This window comes from Pseudomonas sivasensis (assembly GCF_013778505.1).
GTDB classification, from domain to species: domain Bacteria; phylum Pseudomonadota; class Gammaproteobacteria; order Pseudomonadales; family Pseudomonadaceae; genus Aquipseudomonas; species Aquipseudomonas sivasensis.
The window spans coordinates 180,980-196,855 of the sequence record NZ_JAAOWU010000008.1; the positions used below are offsets into that span (position 1 = coordinate 180,980).

Here is a 15,876-nt window from a genome sequence, read left to right on the forward strand (position 1 = left end):
AACCAAAAGCCACCGCCCAGACACCCAAAAAGGAAGCCGAAGCTTCCTTTTTGGATTACCGCACAGGCTTTTACCAGCTATAGCGCAACCCCACGTTAACGCCCCACGGTTGATCCACATGCTTGCCTTGGCTGTGTTCAAAGTCGCCATGCAACTGCAGGTTCTGCGAGAGCGACACCGCCACACCCGCGCCAAACTCGGCACGCGAGCCCGACAGATCATTCTTGAAGACTTGGCCGTTCACCCGCGCTTTGTTATCGCTGGCAAACTCGTGGGCCACTGCAGCGCGAAGATATGGCTGAACCACACTGCCGTCATTCATGATGAAATCGCGGCCTACCGTCACACCCAATTTACCCAGCACAGAGTGAGTATTTTCACCTTTGGCCTGGAGGCCGTTGTCCAGATCATACTTCTTGCCCTTGACCACCACCGTAGAGGCCTGAGCAAAGGGCTCAATGAAGAACGCGTCATCCAGTTTGATGTGGCGCCCCACTTCCGCCGACGCACCAATACCGTTGGTTCCGTACTTGCCTTTAGCCTGGGCACCATCGCTCATGCCGACCTTGGATTCGTTCTCGAAGCGGTTGGCTTTGACCACACCGTCGAAGTAGTAACCGCTGTCCGCATCCATCCACGTCGCATAGAGACCGGCGTAGTAGCTTTTCACTGTTCCGGAGGTGCCACGGCTCAAGTCCAGGTCCGAGGTGCTGTGCCCCGCCATGACACCGACCAGCCAATTGCTGTCTTCGCTCAGCGGTGTATCTGCACCGAGGGAGAACCCGCGCTGAGTCTGTTTGAAACCCGTACCGTTGGCATCAGAGACTGTGTATTTATTGCCATAACTACGAATCCAACCGCCGGCCTGGGCATCATTGTGCCGCAATTCGCCCATGCGACTGCGCAACGAGGTCATCTCGCCGTACCACACGGTAGGCGCGGTATTGAGCAGCGCCAGTACCGAACGCGTGCCCGGGCTGATAGTGCGTGCGCTGGGGTCGAGAAACCAGTCGTTGCCATCCTGCTTAAGGCCATAAGACCAGGCACCGATATCCACGGCCCCCCCCGCCAGAGAGAACTCCGCGTCGCCGCCACCGGTATGCACGATGTGCACGTCACCGGGGGAAACAGGTTCCAAACCACTGCTGGCCACTAACAAACTGTGTTGGCCGGTAGCTTCCCCGGTGATATTCAGGAAATCGTTCGAGCCGACCGCAAAGTCGGCGCCCATCACGAACGTGCCGTTACCACTGAGGGTGTCCAGGTTCAACTGGTAAAACGCATCGGTCTCACCGAATTTCACCGTACCGCCAGCGAGTTCCAGGTCCCCCACCAAGCTGTCACCGGTCAGGTTCCAGAACGACCCATCAGCAATGCTCAACGTGCTGACGTTCAACAAAGCGCCCGTCAACGATGCGTTGTTGTGCAAATTCAAGTTGGCATTGCTGCCAGCTTCAACGATGACATTGCCGTTCAAGTGGCTGTTATTGACGTTCATATTGGCCGTCGCACCACCGGTCACTTCCAGCAGGTTGCCGTTGCCGCCGATCAATTGAGAGCCGTTGTTCACCTCGATGGTTGCCGTCGGCACCCGACCCGGCAAGCCGGCGACCAGAATTGCCGCGCCGGTTTGACCTTCGACTGTCGTCTGATCCAGGACCAGTGAGCCATCTTGAGTGGTTCCGGCCACACGGGTAAGACGAACCCCATTTTGCTCACCCAACAGCACACTATTCTGGGCAAACGCAGAGCCGCCGATTAACAACACGCCGGTGCTGCCGACGGCAGTCCCTTGTACCAGGGAATCCTGCAAATACAGTTCACTGAATTGAGTCGCCGATGCACCCGCTTGTGCGCCCTTTATCGTGCTGTGACTGACGTCTGCACGAGAACCATCCGGCGTCGAGCTATAACGATTGAGTACCAGGCCGATAGATTGGGCACTTTCCAGATGGCTGCCGGAAATGGTCGCGCTGCCGTTGGTCAGCTCCATCGCTGACGCGCCCGCAGCACTGGCTTTAACAGTCGCGGCGTCCAGGCTCACAGTGGAACCTTCCTGGGCAACAATACGTTCAATGGCGCTGCCACTATTCACGGTCAATTGCGCACCCAGGCTAAGGATGGCACCGGTAGTTGCTCCGTTGACGGTCAGGCTGGAGCCGGCCTGCAGCGCCCAGTTTTTTACTGCCTCTCCAGACTCAATAACTTTGGATTCACCTGGGGCGACGACTTCCTGACTTGCCTGGCTTTGTACCGATACGCCCAGCAACAGGCCCAGTGAAGACACCTTGACAGCCGCACTTATGGGGGAAAGTTTAAAAAAATACTTGATGGACATGCTGTAACACTCGCTCTAACTAAATGCCATGAATCAGTGGCATGACTCGTTCCGAAGGAGTGGAGCCAGACCTGTAGAGGCCGCGAGGTTATAGTTGGGGGAGGTAGGCGTAAGTAGGATAAATCTGAAGAGCGCAGAAGAACTGAGTGGTGCAACCGTAGTAAAAAGCACCGAGACACATCATGTCTCGGTGCTTGTCGCACGCCTTGGGTTACGCGGGCGTTCCATCGCAATAGTTATTGGACGTCACCATACGAATCGGAACAACCGCAGGTATCGATCGTGCCGGTGTTCCGGCGATGTCCAGAGAGTATTGGAACCAGAGCGTATTCCACGGCGCGGCGGCACCGACCACTTTGAGATGCGGATCGAACGGTTTGAGTTGGAAGATAAACCCTTTCGCCGCCATCTCCGCGTCCAGCGTAACTGAAGCTGTACCGCGTGTAGCCTCGATAGGGATATCGCCTAGAAGTCCCGTGGAAGCAACAAACTCAACGGTGATTTGTTTTCCATCCGCAAAAAACTCAGAATTGGGCGGAATCCTCACCTCAACATACTTCTCACTCCACGGCGTACCGGCATCTGTCGGCCGCAAGGAATCACAGATAAGCCTGCCTCTAGGATCCATGCTCCAGGGTCCCAAATGGAGAAACTCCGCCGGGTCGAGTTGATGAGTAATGGCGTCGTCCACGTTCACGGACGTGCTATCCGAGTAGTTACTATTGCTTGCCCCGGAGCGGCTCACCCCATAGAACACCGGAATATCGTCGCCATTGCCTCCCGCAGCAATCGCAGTTTTATCTACCTCGATTTCAACCTCAGTGCCAGGCCCATCGCCAGGCCCAACGGTGTATGAGCCTGCCGGGTTCAACTTGCTCCCCCAATACAGCGTAACGACGTCGTCTTCTTCCGGCTCAGGGTCGACAGACCACAAATCGAAGGTGGCCAGGATGGGGCCAACGTGATCGATGTCGGCGGAGTTCAGATAGTTCGTCGTGGGGGCCGACGCGGGGCCGGTGATGGTGACGATGTCCAGGTCTGGGCTAGGCTCGCCCGGAACCGGACCCGGAGGCCCAACAACGCTTAAATCAACACTCACCAGAGTGTCATCGGTCGGAGAATTGGTAGAGCCGGTCCTGATGATGTCATAACTGGCCGTCACCGAAACCGGGCCTTCCTGATCGGCGTACTCGTCCACAATCAGTTGGCCAGGGACCGTGAATTCGAACGGAAAAACCCCGCTTAGAGGCGCCAGAGCGGTGGTCTGGTCGCCCCAATGCAACCTGTATTGATCGCTCGGCTCCCATGCATATTGTGGAATGGCCCCCTTCACGCCGGCCTGCCATGCTTCGATATCCACCATCCCACCAGAGGGTGGTGCAACGATTACAAGAGGATCCAGGTTCAGGTTTGCACTGCGCTTAAGCCTGCGCCCGGTGGGGATTCTGGAAATCTCGCTGTAATTGCCGGCAGCGTCGACGAATTGGTAGTAAGCAAATAAAATGCCATCAGCCATAGCAGCAATGGCTGAAATAGGTACGTTGAACACTGTTCCACCAGCCTCCATGGGTTTGCTGCCCAAAGAGGGCGCATCGTCGGGCGGCTGGATGGCGGTAAGCCAGACCCGGGCCACGGTGTCCCCCGCCTCATAATCCCCATAGCCAGGAATATCAAGCTCAAACCCTCCGGGGTTCAGGTCCAAGGTCTCTTGCGTAATATCAACACCGAGAGGCAATGAAGCCGGCCAAACAACTCTTGCAGGTGCTTCACTCTTACCGGGCGCTTTGTAAGGACCGTACAGATCAATCTTGACCCGTTGTTGGGCAGAGAAGTCTAAATAATCACTGCCCGAACCTGGCCTTACTTTAAACCTGAGATCAAACTCACCATGGCCGAGGGGTGCGATATTGATGGTCACCTGAACGAAAGGTCCCGAAGGTTGAACTGGAAAGAAAATGGGATCCAGCGGTATCCAGAAGGCTTGCCCAACCACGCTGAAATAGATCTGCAGTACGTCCCCGTCATCCGGGAAGGCCCAGATCGGGCAGTCAACCCTCAAACCGCCATCGCTCTCCAAGTACGGTCGCCAGATCAAACCACTTGTACTATTGAGGGCCTGAGGAAAAATCGGCGCAGCCAGGTTGGGGGTTTCCCAGTCCGCCACACTTGCTTTTTTTGAACGGTTAATTGCCATCTCAGTTTCTCCTTGCCAGTAGTAAGGCGCTCAAGAATGACCCGGGTATGTTGTCGGCCGCTCAGCAACCGAAACAGCCGCCAGCCCGTACATAACCAAGTTCAAATCAAGCACGATGAAGAACGATCAATTAATCTTTAATTACCCTTCACAGCCACGAATGGAAACTTCGCTTTTTAGTCCGGACCATCACCACCAGGTCCACAAAACAGTGGCAAACTATGTGATTTACGCCGATCAATTTTTATATAACGAATCGATGAGCTGCCTATGCGAGTTTTATTACGCCATACCGTGAACTCAGCATAAGCGCCTGCATCGTCTTTCATGGGTTTTACATAAGGAACATAAGGCACGACACATTCGTAATAACCCTGAGCCTCATGGGCGGCCGACCAATAATCCACAAACACCTCAGTGGTTTCCGGGATAGGCTGGTCGCCGCCGAAGCCAAGCGTACCCTGCCATTTCAACCGCACTTCGTCCCCTATCTTGATATCAGCATGTTTGAGCACGTGAACACGAACCCCGTCCCAGATGCGTGGGTAGGTGTCACAGTTCAACCAGGCGTTACTGTTTGCATTTGGAAATTCCGGCCGAGGAAATCTAACCGGCGGGGCTATATTTATATTCACCAGTTGACTGGGCGCCAGTTGGTCATTCACACCATTACGGGTTCGATAACTCACTGGGAACGCCGGGTTATTGGGTGTTTCAGCAACCACCGACCAGGCAATAGGGGTAAATGTCACCAAGGCCCCTGCTACGTCCCCGGGCTGTACATGATAGGAGGCCACTGGCTCTTCTTTATCTCCCCAATACAAGTCCAACCACTTACCGACACTCGGACCGTCGGGCAGCGCGACGGTCGCCGTGACAGGTTGATCCGAATCACTGAAATCCAAGTGGTTGGCCGTATCGGAAACCGCACCGCGAATCTCGACCCGCTCCAAGTGTCGATTCAACTCTTCAGGTGCCTGATCATGATCCACGCCAAAGACCCGGAAGTCGGCATCGACATGCCGCACGGGCGATGGAATGGCCGTCGGAACGCCTGCACGATAAATGAAGTATTGGACCGGTAGATGGGTCTGCAGGTAACCCTTCTGGATCAACGTAGACCAGGGCACCGGCACCACTTTCGGGAAACCCTCGACCCCCTCTCTTGCCAGAACAATACCGTCCCAGCTGACCACTACCTCGTCTGCCGGATCCCAATCGAAATAGGCTTCAAACCTCACACTGACGCCCGCACGTGCATCCGCGCGATCAATCAGGCCGTCAAATTCGTAGGCAAGGACTTGGGGTGGTTTAAGCCCACTTTGAGACGGTTTCAAATTGATGTAGACGGGCGTAGGCCCCGAATAATTGGTCTGCTGGTTACCTGCCTGGTCACGCAGGCCATAACGAATAAACCGCGGGCCATTCGGTAATTGTCGAAACAAAATAGAAGGCAGAGTGACTAGCAACAGATCCTGAACAGTCGTGAGCGTGTACGTATAGTTGGCCTCGAAAGGGTTCGACTCTTCGCTCAATAATAAAAAAATCAATATATCGTCACGGAGTTGGGCATCTATATACCTAGGAATACGCAGACCCGTGTTCTCATACTTGCTCAAATACTCTTCAGTGACGCCGTGCTGGATGATCTCGTTGTTTATGAAGGTCGCAGGCTGCAAAGGCCCTGTCCCACCGGGCGGTATCCAGTCCAGTGTGAAGGTCGTGGTATATGGGCAGTGTTCTATGCCGCCGGGTCCGTCAACATAATAGGTAAGGTCATAGGAGCCGCTGATCTTCAGCCAATTTCCGCCTATGGTCAGCTCCACAGGGAAATCGTCTTCCTGGCTCAGTGGCCCTTCTAATGGAATCGGTGTCAGCGGATAGGCTGGCTCAGGCGTATGAGGTTTGATGAAGAAGTGGACATAGTCCGTCTCACCCTCTTGGGCAGGGAACCTCCAGATGTTCTTCAACTGAATTTTTATCGGGTGGTACAAAAACTCAGTGGGAATCAATCCGACTGGATCACCCTCAATGGCATCCACTACTACAGCGGCCTCAAGTGACGATACCTGCCCTCCTGAACGGCCGCAGAAGGATTTTTGGGTGGTCTTCGAAAGCGTCATCGTGCGCTCCTTGATGCTCAGACAGACAGGTAGAAAACCATGGCTGGATCAAATTAAGCGCCCATTTCGAACCTCTGGATACTGTCATAAGTAACAGGTAGGCGACCCCTTTCGTCGGATTCCACAGGAGCCTCCCGACGAGCGCCCCCTTGACGCAAGGGTTGTGTTGGTGTTTCCTGAAACCGGTTTCAAGGCAACCTCCAAACTAATAAAAAAGGCTCTACCGTGACTTCCTTTTCCGATGCCCAGCGCTCTCGCGTCACCATGCTCGACGTCGCCCAACACGCCGGTGTATCCAAGGCCAGCGTGTCGCGCTTTATCGGCGACGACCGTGCCCTGCTCTCCGATGCCATTGCCTTGCGCATCGAGCAAGCCATCGAACAGCTTGGCTACCGCCCCAACCAGATGGCCCGTGGCCTGAAACGTGGCCGCACCCGTCTGATCGGCATGCTGGTAGCCGATATCCGCAACCCCTATTCCATTGCCGTGATGCACGGCGTCGAAACCGCCTGCCGCCAGCACGGCTACAGCCTGGTGGTGTGCAACACCGACCGCGACGACGAGCAGGAACGCCAACACCTGGCTGCACTGCGCTCGTACAACATCGAAGGGCTGATCGTGAATACCCTCGGCCATCACCTCGACCAACTGCTGGAACTGCAACGAGAAATGCCTCTGGTGCTGGTGGACCGCAAGGTCGAGCCGCTGCACAGCGACCTGGTGGGGCTGGATAACCCGGCAGCAGTGCGCATGGCGGTGGAGCATCTGGAACAACAGGGTTATCGCGAGGTATTGCTGGTGAGCGAAGCCGCCGATGGCACCAGTTCACGGGTAGAACGCTTGGGCAGTTTCAAGGCCGAAATTGCCCGGCGCCCGGCGCTGACCGGCGCGGTGCTGGAGTTGGATGGCAACCTCGAAACCGGCCTAAAGAATTTTCTCGCCAAGCCCGGCCCCAAGGCGGTGTTCTGTGCCAACGGCGTCGCCGCGCTGGCCTGTACTCATGCGCTCAAGACGCTGGGCTGCAACTTGTTTGAAGACGTGGGCCTGATCGCCCTGGATGACCTGGATTGGTATCCATTGGTGGGCAACGGCATCACCGCCCTCGCCCAGCCGACCGAGGCAATTGGCGCCAGCGCGTTCGACTGCCTACTCAAGCGCTTGCGCGGTGACGATGCACCCACGCGCACCCTGGACTTCCTGCCACAACTGATCGTTCGCGGTTCTACCCACCGTCGATAATTTTTTTGCACAAAAATGAAACCGGTTTCAGAGGTAAACAACAATGCATAAATACCCCGTCTCCATCAGCCTTTCGAGCTACGGCGCCGACTTGGTCCGCCAGCAAGGCCAGTTGAGTTTTGTCCAGCTATTGGCCGCCGCCGGTGCCCAACGCATCGAGTGGCGAGAAGAGTTGCTGACCGGCGAAAACGCGGCCGAACTCGCCCAGGCCGCTGCCGAAAAAGGGCTGGAAGCCGTGTTCTCATCGCCCCTGGAACTGTGGGTCGCCGGTCGCGCCCAACCCAACGCCGAACTGAACGCGACTCTGGACCGCGCCCAGGCTTTTGGCGCGCACTGGTTGAAAGTCTCACTCGGATACTTCACCGACACTAACGATCTGGAAAGCCTGCACGCCCTGCTCAACCGCCACCCGGTCCATCTGTTGGTGGAAAACGACCAGACTCTGCACGGCGGGCGCATCGAGCCCATGCAGCGGTTCTTCACCGAGGTCGAGCGCCTGGGCCTACCGGTGAAAATGACCTTCGACATCGGCAACTGGCAATGGCAGGACCAATCCGCCCTCACCGCTGCCCGCCTGTTGGGCCGGCATGTGGACTACCTGCACTGCAAGGCCGTGGCCCGCCGCCCGGACGGCAAGTTGGTAGCGCTGCCGCCTGGCGCCACCGACCTGCACCTGTGGGAACAACTGCTCAAGCACATGACTCAAGGCATTACGCGGGCGGTGGAATTTCCGCTGCAAGGCGATGACCTGATTGATGTCACCGCCCAACAGGTCGCCACCCTTGCCCTGCTCGGCCAACCCCGCCAGGAGAATGCCCATGTCTGAGATCGATATCCTGTCGTTCGGTGAAACCATGGCGATGTTCGTCGCCGAGCAGACCGGTGATTTGGCGCAGGTCAGCCAGTTTCACAAACGCATCGCCGGAGCCGACAGCAATGTCGCCATTGGCCTCTCGCGCCTGGGCTTCAACGTGGCCTGGCTGAGCCGGGTAGGCAACGACTCACTCGGCCGCTACGTGGTCGACACCCTGCAAAAGGAAGGCCTGGATTGCCGCAATGTGGCCGTCGACCCGCTGCACCCCACCGGTTTTCAGTTCAAGTCCCGCGAAGAAGCCGGCGCCGATCCCCAGGTGGAGTATTTCCGCAAAGGCTCGGCTGCCAGCCATTTGTCCATCGCCGCCATCAGCCCGGCGCTGCTGCAAGCCCGTCATTTGCACGCCACCGGGATTCCGCCGGCGTTGTCCGAGGCCACCGGTGAACTGTCCGTCGAGTTGATGACCCAGATGCGCAAGGCCGGGCGCAGCGTGTCATTCGACCCGAACCTGCGGCCGTCGCTGTGGGCCAGCCAAGCCCAGATGATCCGCCAGATCAACGCCCTCGCCGGCCTGGCCGATTGGGTGTTGCCGGGCTTGAGCGAAGGCCGCCTGCTTACCGGTTTCGACGACCCGGCCGACATCGCCGCGTTCTACCTGGACCAGGGCGCCGAAGCCGTGGCCATCAAGCTCGGCCCGGACGGCGCCTACTACCGCACCCACCTGGACCAAGGCTTCGTCGCCGCCGTACAGGTGGACAAGGTCGTGGACACCGTCGGCGCCGGCGATGGGTTTGCCGTGGGCATGATCAGTGCCCTGCTGGAAAACCTGAGTTTCCCCGAGGCGGTACAGCGCGGTAACTGGATCGGCAGCCGCGCCGTGCAAAGCCGTGGCGATATGGAAGGCCTGCCCACCCGCGCTGAATTACCCACCCGATCCGTTGCGTGACCCACACCCTGTTGCCACAACTACAACAAGCTCAGGAGCAACCTTATGGAAACCGTGAAATTCGCCACCCGTCGTTGGTGGTACATCATGCCCATCGTTTTTATCACCTACAGCCTGGCCTATCTGGACCGCGCCAACTACGGCTTCGCCGCCGCCTCCGGGATGGCCAAAGACTTGATGATTACTCCCGGCATGTCGTCGTTGCTGGGCGCACTGTTTTTCCTCGGCTACTTTTTCTTCCAGGTGCCGGGGGCGATCTACGCGCAGAAGCGCAGTGTTAAAAAGCTGATTTTCGTCAGCCTGATCCTCTGGGGCGGCCTGGCCACCCTGACCGGCGTGGTGTCCAACGCCTACATGCTGATCGTTATTCGTTTCATGCTCGGCGTGGTCGAAGCCGCAGTGATGCCGGCGATGCTGGTGTACCTGTGCCACTGGTTCACCCGCGCCGAACGATCGCGGGCCAACACCTTCCTGATCCTCGGCAACCCGGTGACCATGCTGTGGATGTCGGTGGTGTCGGGCTACCTGGTGCAGCATTTCAGCTGGCGTTGGATGTTTATCATCGAAGGCCTGCCCGCGGTGCTGTGGGCGTTTATCTGGTGGAAGCTGGCCGATGAGCGTCCCAAGGATGCCAAGTGGCTGAGCGACAGCGAAAAGCACAGCCTGGAAACCGCCCTCGCCGCCGAACAGGTGGGCATTAAGGCGGTGAAAAATTACGCCGAAGCGTTCCGCTCGCCCAAGGTGATCATCCTGGCGCTGCAGTTTTTCTGCTGGAGCATCGGCGTGTACGGCTTTGTGCTGTGGCTGCCGTCGATCCTCAAGGCCGGTTTGCAGATGGACATGGTCGAAGCAGGCTGGCTGTCGGCACTGCCGTACCTGGCGGCAGTGATCGGCATGCTGGTGGTGAGCTGGGGGTCGGACAAACTGCAAAAACGTAAACGCTTTGTATGGCCGCCGCTATTGATTGCCTCCATCGCGTTCTATGCCTCCTACGTACTCGGCGCCGAACACTTCTGGTGGTCCTACACCCTGCTGGTGATTGCCGGGGCCTGCATGTATGCGCCTTATGGACCGTTTTTCGCGATCGTCCCGGAAATCCTGCCCGCCAACGTCGCCGGCGGCGCCATGGCGCTGATCAACAGCATGGGCGCGCTCGGCTCGTTCGGCGGTTCGTACCTGGTGGGCTACCTCAATAGCAGCACGGGTTCACCCGGCGCTTCGTACCTGCTGATGAGCGGTGCGTTGATGCTGGCGGTGGTGCTGACGATTTTCCTCAAGCCAGGCGCCAGCGACCGTGAGCGCGTGCCCCTGCAAACCCTCGAATTGAAGGTAAAAGCCCAATGAAAAAGTCTGTGGTGTTGTACAAGAAACTCTCCGCGCCGCTGATGGCCCGCCTGCATGAACAGGCCGAGGTCACGCTGATCGAAGCCCTGGACGACACCGGCCTGGCCAAGCTGCGCGACGCCCTGCCGACCGCCCATGGCCTGCTGGGCGCGAGCCTGCGCCTGGATGCCAAATTGCTGGATCTGGCGCCTCACCTGGAGGCGGTAGCCAGCGTGTCGGTCGGGGTCGACAACTACGACATCGACTACCTGACCCAACGCGGCATCCTGCTCAGCAACACGCCGGACGTGCTGACCGAAACCACCGCCGACACCGGCTTCGCGCTGATCCTCGCCACCGCCCGGCGCGTGGTGGAACTGGCTGATATGGTGCGCGCCGGCCAATGGAACAAAAACATCGGCCCCTCGCACTTTGGCAGCGATGTGCACGGCAAGACCCTGGGTATCATCGGCATGGGCCGCATCGGCGAAGCCCTGGCCCAGCGCGGGCATTTTGGCTTTGGCATGCCGGTGATCTACCACAGCCATTCGCCCAAGCCGGCGGTGGAACAACGCTTTGGCGCGCAATACCGCAGCTTGAACGACTTGCTGGAGCAAGCCGATTTTGTCTGCCTGACGTTGCCGCTTACGGCTGAAACCGAAAAACTGATCGGCGCGCAAGAGTTTACGCGGATGGGCCCCGAGACGATCTTCATCAATATCTCGCGGGGCAAGGTGGTCGACGAAGCGGCGCTGGTCGAGGCGTTGCAGCAGCGCACAATTCGGGCAGCGGGGCTGGATGTGTTCGAAAAGGAACCGCTGGATCACGGCTCGCCGTTGCTGCGTTTGAACAACGTGGTGGCAACCCCGCATATCGGCTCGGCGACCCATGAGACGCGGGAGGCGATGGCCACCTGTGCGGTGGATAATCTGCTGGCGGCATTGGCGGGCGAACGGCCAAAAAACCTGGTGAACCCAGATGCCTGGAAACACTAGTTTCTAACACTGCGTAGAACACATGTGGGAGGGGGCTTGCCCCCGATAGCGGTGGATCAGTTATAGATATCTTGACTGACACACCGCCATCGGGGGCAAGCCCCCTCCCACATTTGATTGCGTTGCACAGTGGGTCAGATCACGAACTTGGCCACCATCCCGTTCAAATCCACCGCCAGGCGTGACAGTTCATGGCTGGCAGCGCTGGTCTGGTTGGCCCCCGCCGCCGACTGGGTGGCCAGGTCGCGGATATTCACTAGGTTGCGGTCCACCTCGCGGGACACCTGAGCCTGTTCCTCCGAGGCGCTGGCGATCACCAGGTTGCGCTCGTTGATCAGGCTGATCGACTGGGTAATCTGCTCCAGCGCCACCCCGGCGGCGCGGGCCATTTCCAGGGTGCTCTGGGTACGTTGATTGCTCTGCTGCATCGATTGCACCGCTTCACCGGTGCCGTTCTGGATGCCGGCGACCATTTTTTCGATTTCCTGTGTCGACTGCGCGGTGCGGTGAGCCAAGGCCCGCACTTCGTCCGCCACCACCGCAAAGCCACGCCCGGCTTCACCGGCGCGGGCCGCTTCAATGGCGGCGTTGAGCGCCAGCAGGTTGGTCTGCTCAGCGATCGCGCGGATCACATCAAGCACCTTGCCGATATCGCGGCCCTGAGTGGCCAGGCCTTCGATCATCGCGGCGGTGTTCTGCACGTCCTGGGTCATGGTCTGGATCGCGCCGACGGTTTCCACCACCCGGTCGCGCCCTTCCCGTGCAGCCTGGTTCGACTGGCTGGACGCCTCAGAGGTGGACACCGCATTACGTGCCACTTCTTCGACTGCGGCGGTCATCTCGTTAACCGCGGTGGCCGCCTGATCGATTTCATTGTTCTGTTGCTGCAAGCCTTTGGAGGCTTCTTCGGTGACCGCGCTGAGCTCCTCGGCGGCAGACGCCAGTTGGGTGGCCGAACCGGCGATGTGCTGGATGGTCTGGCGCAGGTTCGCTTGCATCGCGGCCAGGGCGCCGATCAAGCGAGCCGGTTCGTCGTTGCCGTCGTCTGCGATGGTGCTGCTGAGGTTGCCGGCGGCGATGGTTTCGGCCACGGTCACGGCTTTGCGCAACGGCGTGACGATGCTGCGGGTCAGCAACCAGGCCAGTAATACGGTGAGCAACGCGGCGGCGACCGAGACCATAATCACGCCGGTGATGGCACTGTCGTACCCTCGCCCAGCTTCAGCGTCGGCGGTCTTGGCGTCAGCGGCGTTGATGGCAATCAACTTGTTCAGCTGTTCGCCCATCTGATCGGTGCCGTCCTTGATCCGGGTGTTGATCAGCGCACGCATTTCATCGACCTTGCCTTGCCTGGACAGGGTCAGCATGTCGGTCTGGGCCTTGAGGTAGTTGTCCAGGGTCGTACCAAATGTCTTGTACAAAGCCGCCTCTTCCGGCCCGGCGGGCAGCGTGGCGTAACCGGCCTGGGCGGTCTTGACCTTGTCGGCCAACACACCGATGCGGGTTTCTGCTTCCTGCAAAGCGGCCGGTTCACGGTTGACCAGCACGCGAAAGGACAGGATGCGCAGGCGCAGCACGTTTTCCGTGATCGTGCCCAGGTACGTCACGCTGGGCAGCAGGTTGGCACTCATGGCCACTGACGCCTCGCGAATCAGGGTCATGCGGTTGACCGCAAACACTTCAAGAACAACCACTAACAGCGCGATGAACGCGAAACCCAGAGAAGCACGAGGGGCGATATTCAGGTGACGGAGGGACATAGGCGAGACTCTCAGGAGTAGTGTTTGCGCGCGTCCCTGCCGCGAAACGATCCGCCGGTGTCAACGCACCGCTCAGACCTTGGCCCACTGTTGTTATTGAGGGGTGGGCCTATAAACGGTATCGGCCGGCTGCAGCATTTTATGCAGGGGGTTCATAAATATTTTTTTACACTTCTGACGACTAGCGGTTTCTGGCATCCTACGCCTCCATTTTCTGACCCGAGCCCTCAACTTGTCTGACGCTCAAGCCCCCCGCCCGCGCTATAAATCCGACCTGATCTACGGCCTGGAAGACCGCCCACACTTCACCGCAGCGATCTTTGCCGCGTTGCAGCATGTGCTGGCGAGTTTCGTCGGCATCATCACCCCAACCCTGATCGTCGGCGGTGTGCTCGGCCTGGAAAGCGAAGTGCCGTACCTGGTGAGCATGGCGCTGTTTGTGTCGGGGCTCGGCACTTTTGTGCAGGCACGCAAGTTCGGCCCGATCGGTTCGGGGCTGCTGTGCCTGCAAGGCACCAGTTTTTCGTTTATCAGCGTGATCCTCAGCGCGGGTTTCATGGTCAAGGCCCGGGGCGGCGGCACCGATGAAATCCTTTCGACCATCTTTGGCATCTGCTTTTTCGCGGCGTTTATCGAAGTGGTCCTGAGCCAATTCATCGGCAAACTGCGCAAGCTGATCACCCCGGTGGTCACCGGCACCATCATTACCTTAATGGGCTTATCGCTGATCAAGGTGGCGGTCACCGACATGGCCGGCGGCTTCGGCGCCAGTGACCTGGGTGCCGCGAGTAATATGGGCCTGGCGGCGCTGGTGCTCGTGACCATCGTGGTGCTCAACCGCTTCAACAACCCGTTCCTGCGCCTGGGCTCGATCGTAATCGGCCTGACATTGGGCTTTGTGGTCGCCTGGTGGCTGGGCCGCGTCGACCTGGCCGCCTTGCCCCACGTGCCCTTGATCAGCGTGCCGGTGCCGTTCAAGTACGGCTTCTCTTTCGACTGGGTGGCGTTTATCCCAGTGGCAGTGATCTTCCTGATTTCGCCGCTGGAAGCGGCGGGTGATCTGACAGCCAACTCAATGATTTCCCAGCAGCCGGTCAAGGGTCCGCTGTATATCAAGCGCATCAAGTCCGGCTTGCTGGCCGACGGCCTCAACTCGGCGATGGCGGCCACGTTCAACAGCCTGCCGATGGTGACCTTTGCGCAGAACAACGGCGTGATCCAGCTGACCGGCGTGGCCAGCCGCTACGTGGCGTACTTCATCGCGGGTTTACTGGTACTGCTGGGGCTGTTCCCGATGATCGGCGCGGTGCTGCAACTGATGCCCAAGCCGGTGCTGGGCGGCGCAACCCTGATCATGTTCGGCACCGTGGCCGTGGCCGGCATCAAGATCCTCGCCGAAGCCGGGCTGCACCGGCGCAATGTGCTGATCGTGGCGATCTCCCTGGGCATGGGCCTGGGCGTCGCCGCCGTGCCGGAAGTACTGCGTGACCTGCCCAAAGCCCTGCACAACATCTTCGAGTCGCCGATTACCGTGGGCGCGTTCTGTGCGATCCTGCTGAACATTTTCCTGCCGGAAGAGTTCATAGAACTGCAAGAAGATGAATTTGATCCGGAGTCCTCCACCCTCAAAGTGATGCAGGACCCGGACGTCACGAAATAGGAGCACCTTTGTATGCGCAAGCTCATGGTTCTATCACTGTTGCTGCTGACCTTGAGCGCCTGCGCGCTGTTCCCCAACCGAGATCCGGTCAACATCAATGTAGTGGGCATCGAGCCACTGCAAAGCCAGGAACTGGAAGTGCGCTTCGTCGTGAAACTGCGGGTGCAAAACCCCAATGAAACGGCGATCGACTACAACGGCGTGGCCCTGGACCTGGAGGTCAATGGCCGGCCGTTGGCGTCGGGTGTCAGTGATCAGGCCGGAAGCATCCCACGCTTTTCCGAGGCCGTTCTGAGGGTCCCCGTCAGCGTTTCTGCGTTCTCGGTGTTGCGCCAGACCCTGGGCCTGAGCCAGACCCAAAGCTTGAACAATCTGCCGTATGTGCTGCGCGGCAAACTCGCGGGTGGGCTGTTTGGCACGATGCGGTTTGTGGATCGCGGTACCCTGGACCTACCCAATACTGCCACTTGGTAAACCTGGAGTT

11 protein-coding genes are annotated in these 15,876 nt (G+C 58.7%); 7 read left to right on the forward strand and 4 right to left on the reverse strand.

The window, feature by feature from the left end:
• Positions 1–70 precede the first annotated feature (70 nt).
• The 3 genes from G9Q84_RS15860 to G9Q84_RS15870 all read right to left on the reverse strand — a co-directional run bounded on the left by G9Q84_RS15860 (position 71) and on the right by G9Q84_RS15870 (position 6,655).
• Entirely contained in the window at positions 71–2,338 is a 2,268-nt protein-coding gene (locus tag G9Q84_RS15860; RefSeq protein WP_181643684.1) for an autotransporter outer membrane beta-barrel domain-containing protein, read from the reverse strand.
• Positions 2,339–2,549: 211 nt separating this feature from the next.
• Positions 2,550–4,532 carry a hypothetical protein gene (locus G9Q84_RS15865; protein ID WP_181643685.1) on the reverse strand — a complete coding sequence of 661 codons (1,983 nt, stop codon included), beginning with the start codon at positions 4,530–4,532 and terminating at the stop codon, positions 2,550–2,552.
• Between the two features lie 176 nt (positions 4,533–4,708).
• The gene (locus tag G9Q84_RS15870) at positions 4,709–6,655 is read right to left on the reverse strand and encodes a hypothetical protein (RefSeq protein WP_181643686.1); all 1,947 of its coding nucleotides are present in this window, start codon (positions 6,653–6,655) and stop codon (positions 4,709–4,711) included.
• A 225-nt stretch (positions 6,656–6,880) separates the two neighbouring features.
• On the opposite strand from G9Q84_RS15870, the gene G9Q84_RS15875 reads away from it, so the two are divergent.
• Genes G9Q84_RS15875 through G9Q84_RS15895 form a run of 5 tightly spaced genes read left to right on the forward strand, consistent with a single transcriptional unit; the run spans position 6,881 to position 11,972 of the window.
• Complete coding sequence (locus G9Q84_RS15875) at positions 6,881–7,894, forward strand: LacI family DNA-binding transcriptional regulator (RefSeq protein ID WP_181643687.1); 1,014 nt, start codon at positions 6,881–6,883, stop codon at positions 7,892–7,894.
• Between the two features lie 43 nt (positions 7,895–7,937).
• On the forward strand, positions 7,938–8,720 hold the full coding sequence (locus G9Q84_RS15880; protein ID WP_181643688.1) for a sugar phosphate isomerase/epimerase family protein: 783 nt from the start codon (positions 7,938–7,940) through the stop codon (positions 8,718–8,720).
• The gene (locus tag G9Q84_RS15885) at positions 8,713–9,654 is read left to right on the forward strand and encodes a sugar kinase (RefSeq protein WP_095185894.1); all 942 of its coding nucleotides are present in this window, start codon (positions 8,713–8,715) and stop codon (positions 9,652–9,654) included. Before G9Q84_RS15880 ends, G9Q84_RS15885 begins: the two co-directional genes overlap by 8 nt.
• A gap of 45 nt (positions 9,655–9,699) precedes the next feature.
• A complete protein-coding gene (locus tag G9Q84_RS15890; protein ID WP_181643689.1) occupies positions 9,700–10,998 on the forward strand; it encodes an MFS transporter in 1,299 nt (432 codons plus the stop codon).
• Positions 10,995–11,972, forward strand: a complete 978-nt coding sequence (locus G9Q84_RS15895; RefSeq protein WP_099602897.1) for a 2-hydroxyacid dehydrogenase — start codon at positions 10,995–10,997, stop codon at positions 11,970–11,972. Before G9Q84_RS15890 ends, G9Q84_RS15895 begins: the two co-directional genes overlap by 4 nt.
• Before the next feature lie 134 nt (positions 11,973–12,106).
• Here the strand turns inward: G9Q84_RS15895 and G9Q84_RS15900 are convergent, their stop codons facing one another.
• On the reverse strand, positions 12,107–13,732 hold the full coding sequence (locus tag G9Q84_RS15900; RefSeq protein WP_181643690.1) for a methyl-accepting chemotaxis protein: 1,626 nt from the start codon (positions 13,730–13,732) through the stop codon (positions 12,107–12,109).
• A gap of 232 nt (positions 13,733–13,964) precedes the next feature.
• On the opposite strand from G9Q84_RS15900, the gene G9Q84_RS15905 reads away from it, so the two are divergent.
• Together G9Q84_RS15905 and G9Q84_RS15910 are read left to right on the forward strand one after the other, a co-directional pair.
• Complete coding sequence (locus G9Q84_RS15905) at positions 13,965–15,392, forward strand: nucleobase:cation symporter-2 family protein (protein ID WP_032887032.1); 1,428 nt, start codon at positions 13,965–13,967, stop codon at positions 15,390–15,392.
• 12 nt (positions 15,393–15,404) lie between these two features.
• Complete coding sequence (locus G9Q84_RS15910; protein ID WP_032887033.1) at positions 15,405–15,866, forward strand: LEA/WHy family protein; 462 nt, start codon at positions 15,405–15,407, stop codon at positions 15,864–15,866.
• The last annotated feature ends 10 nt before the right edge of the window (positions 15,867–15,876 follow it).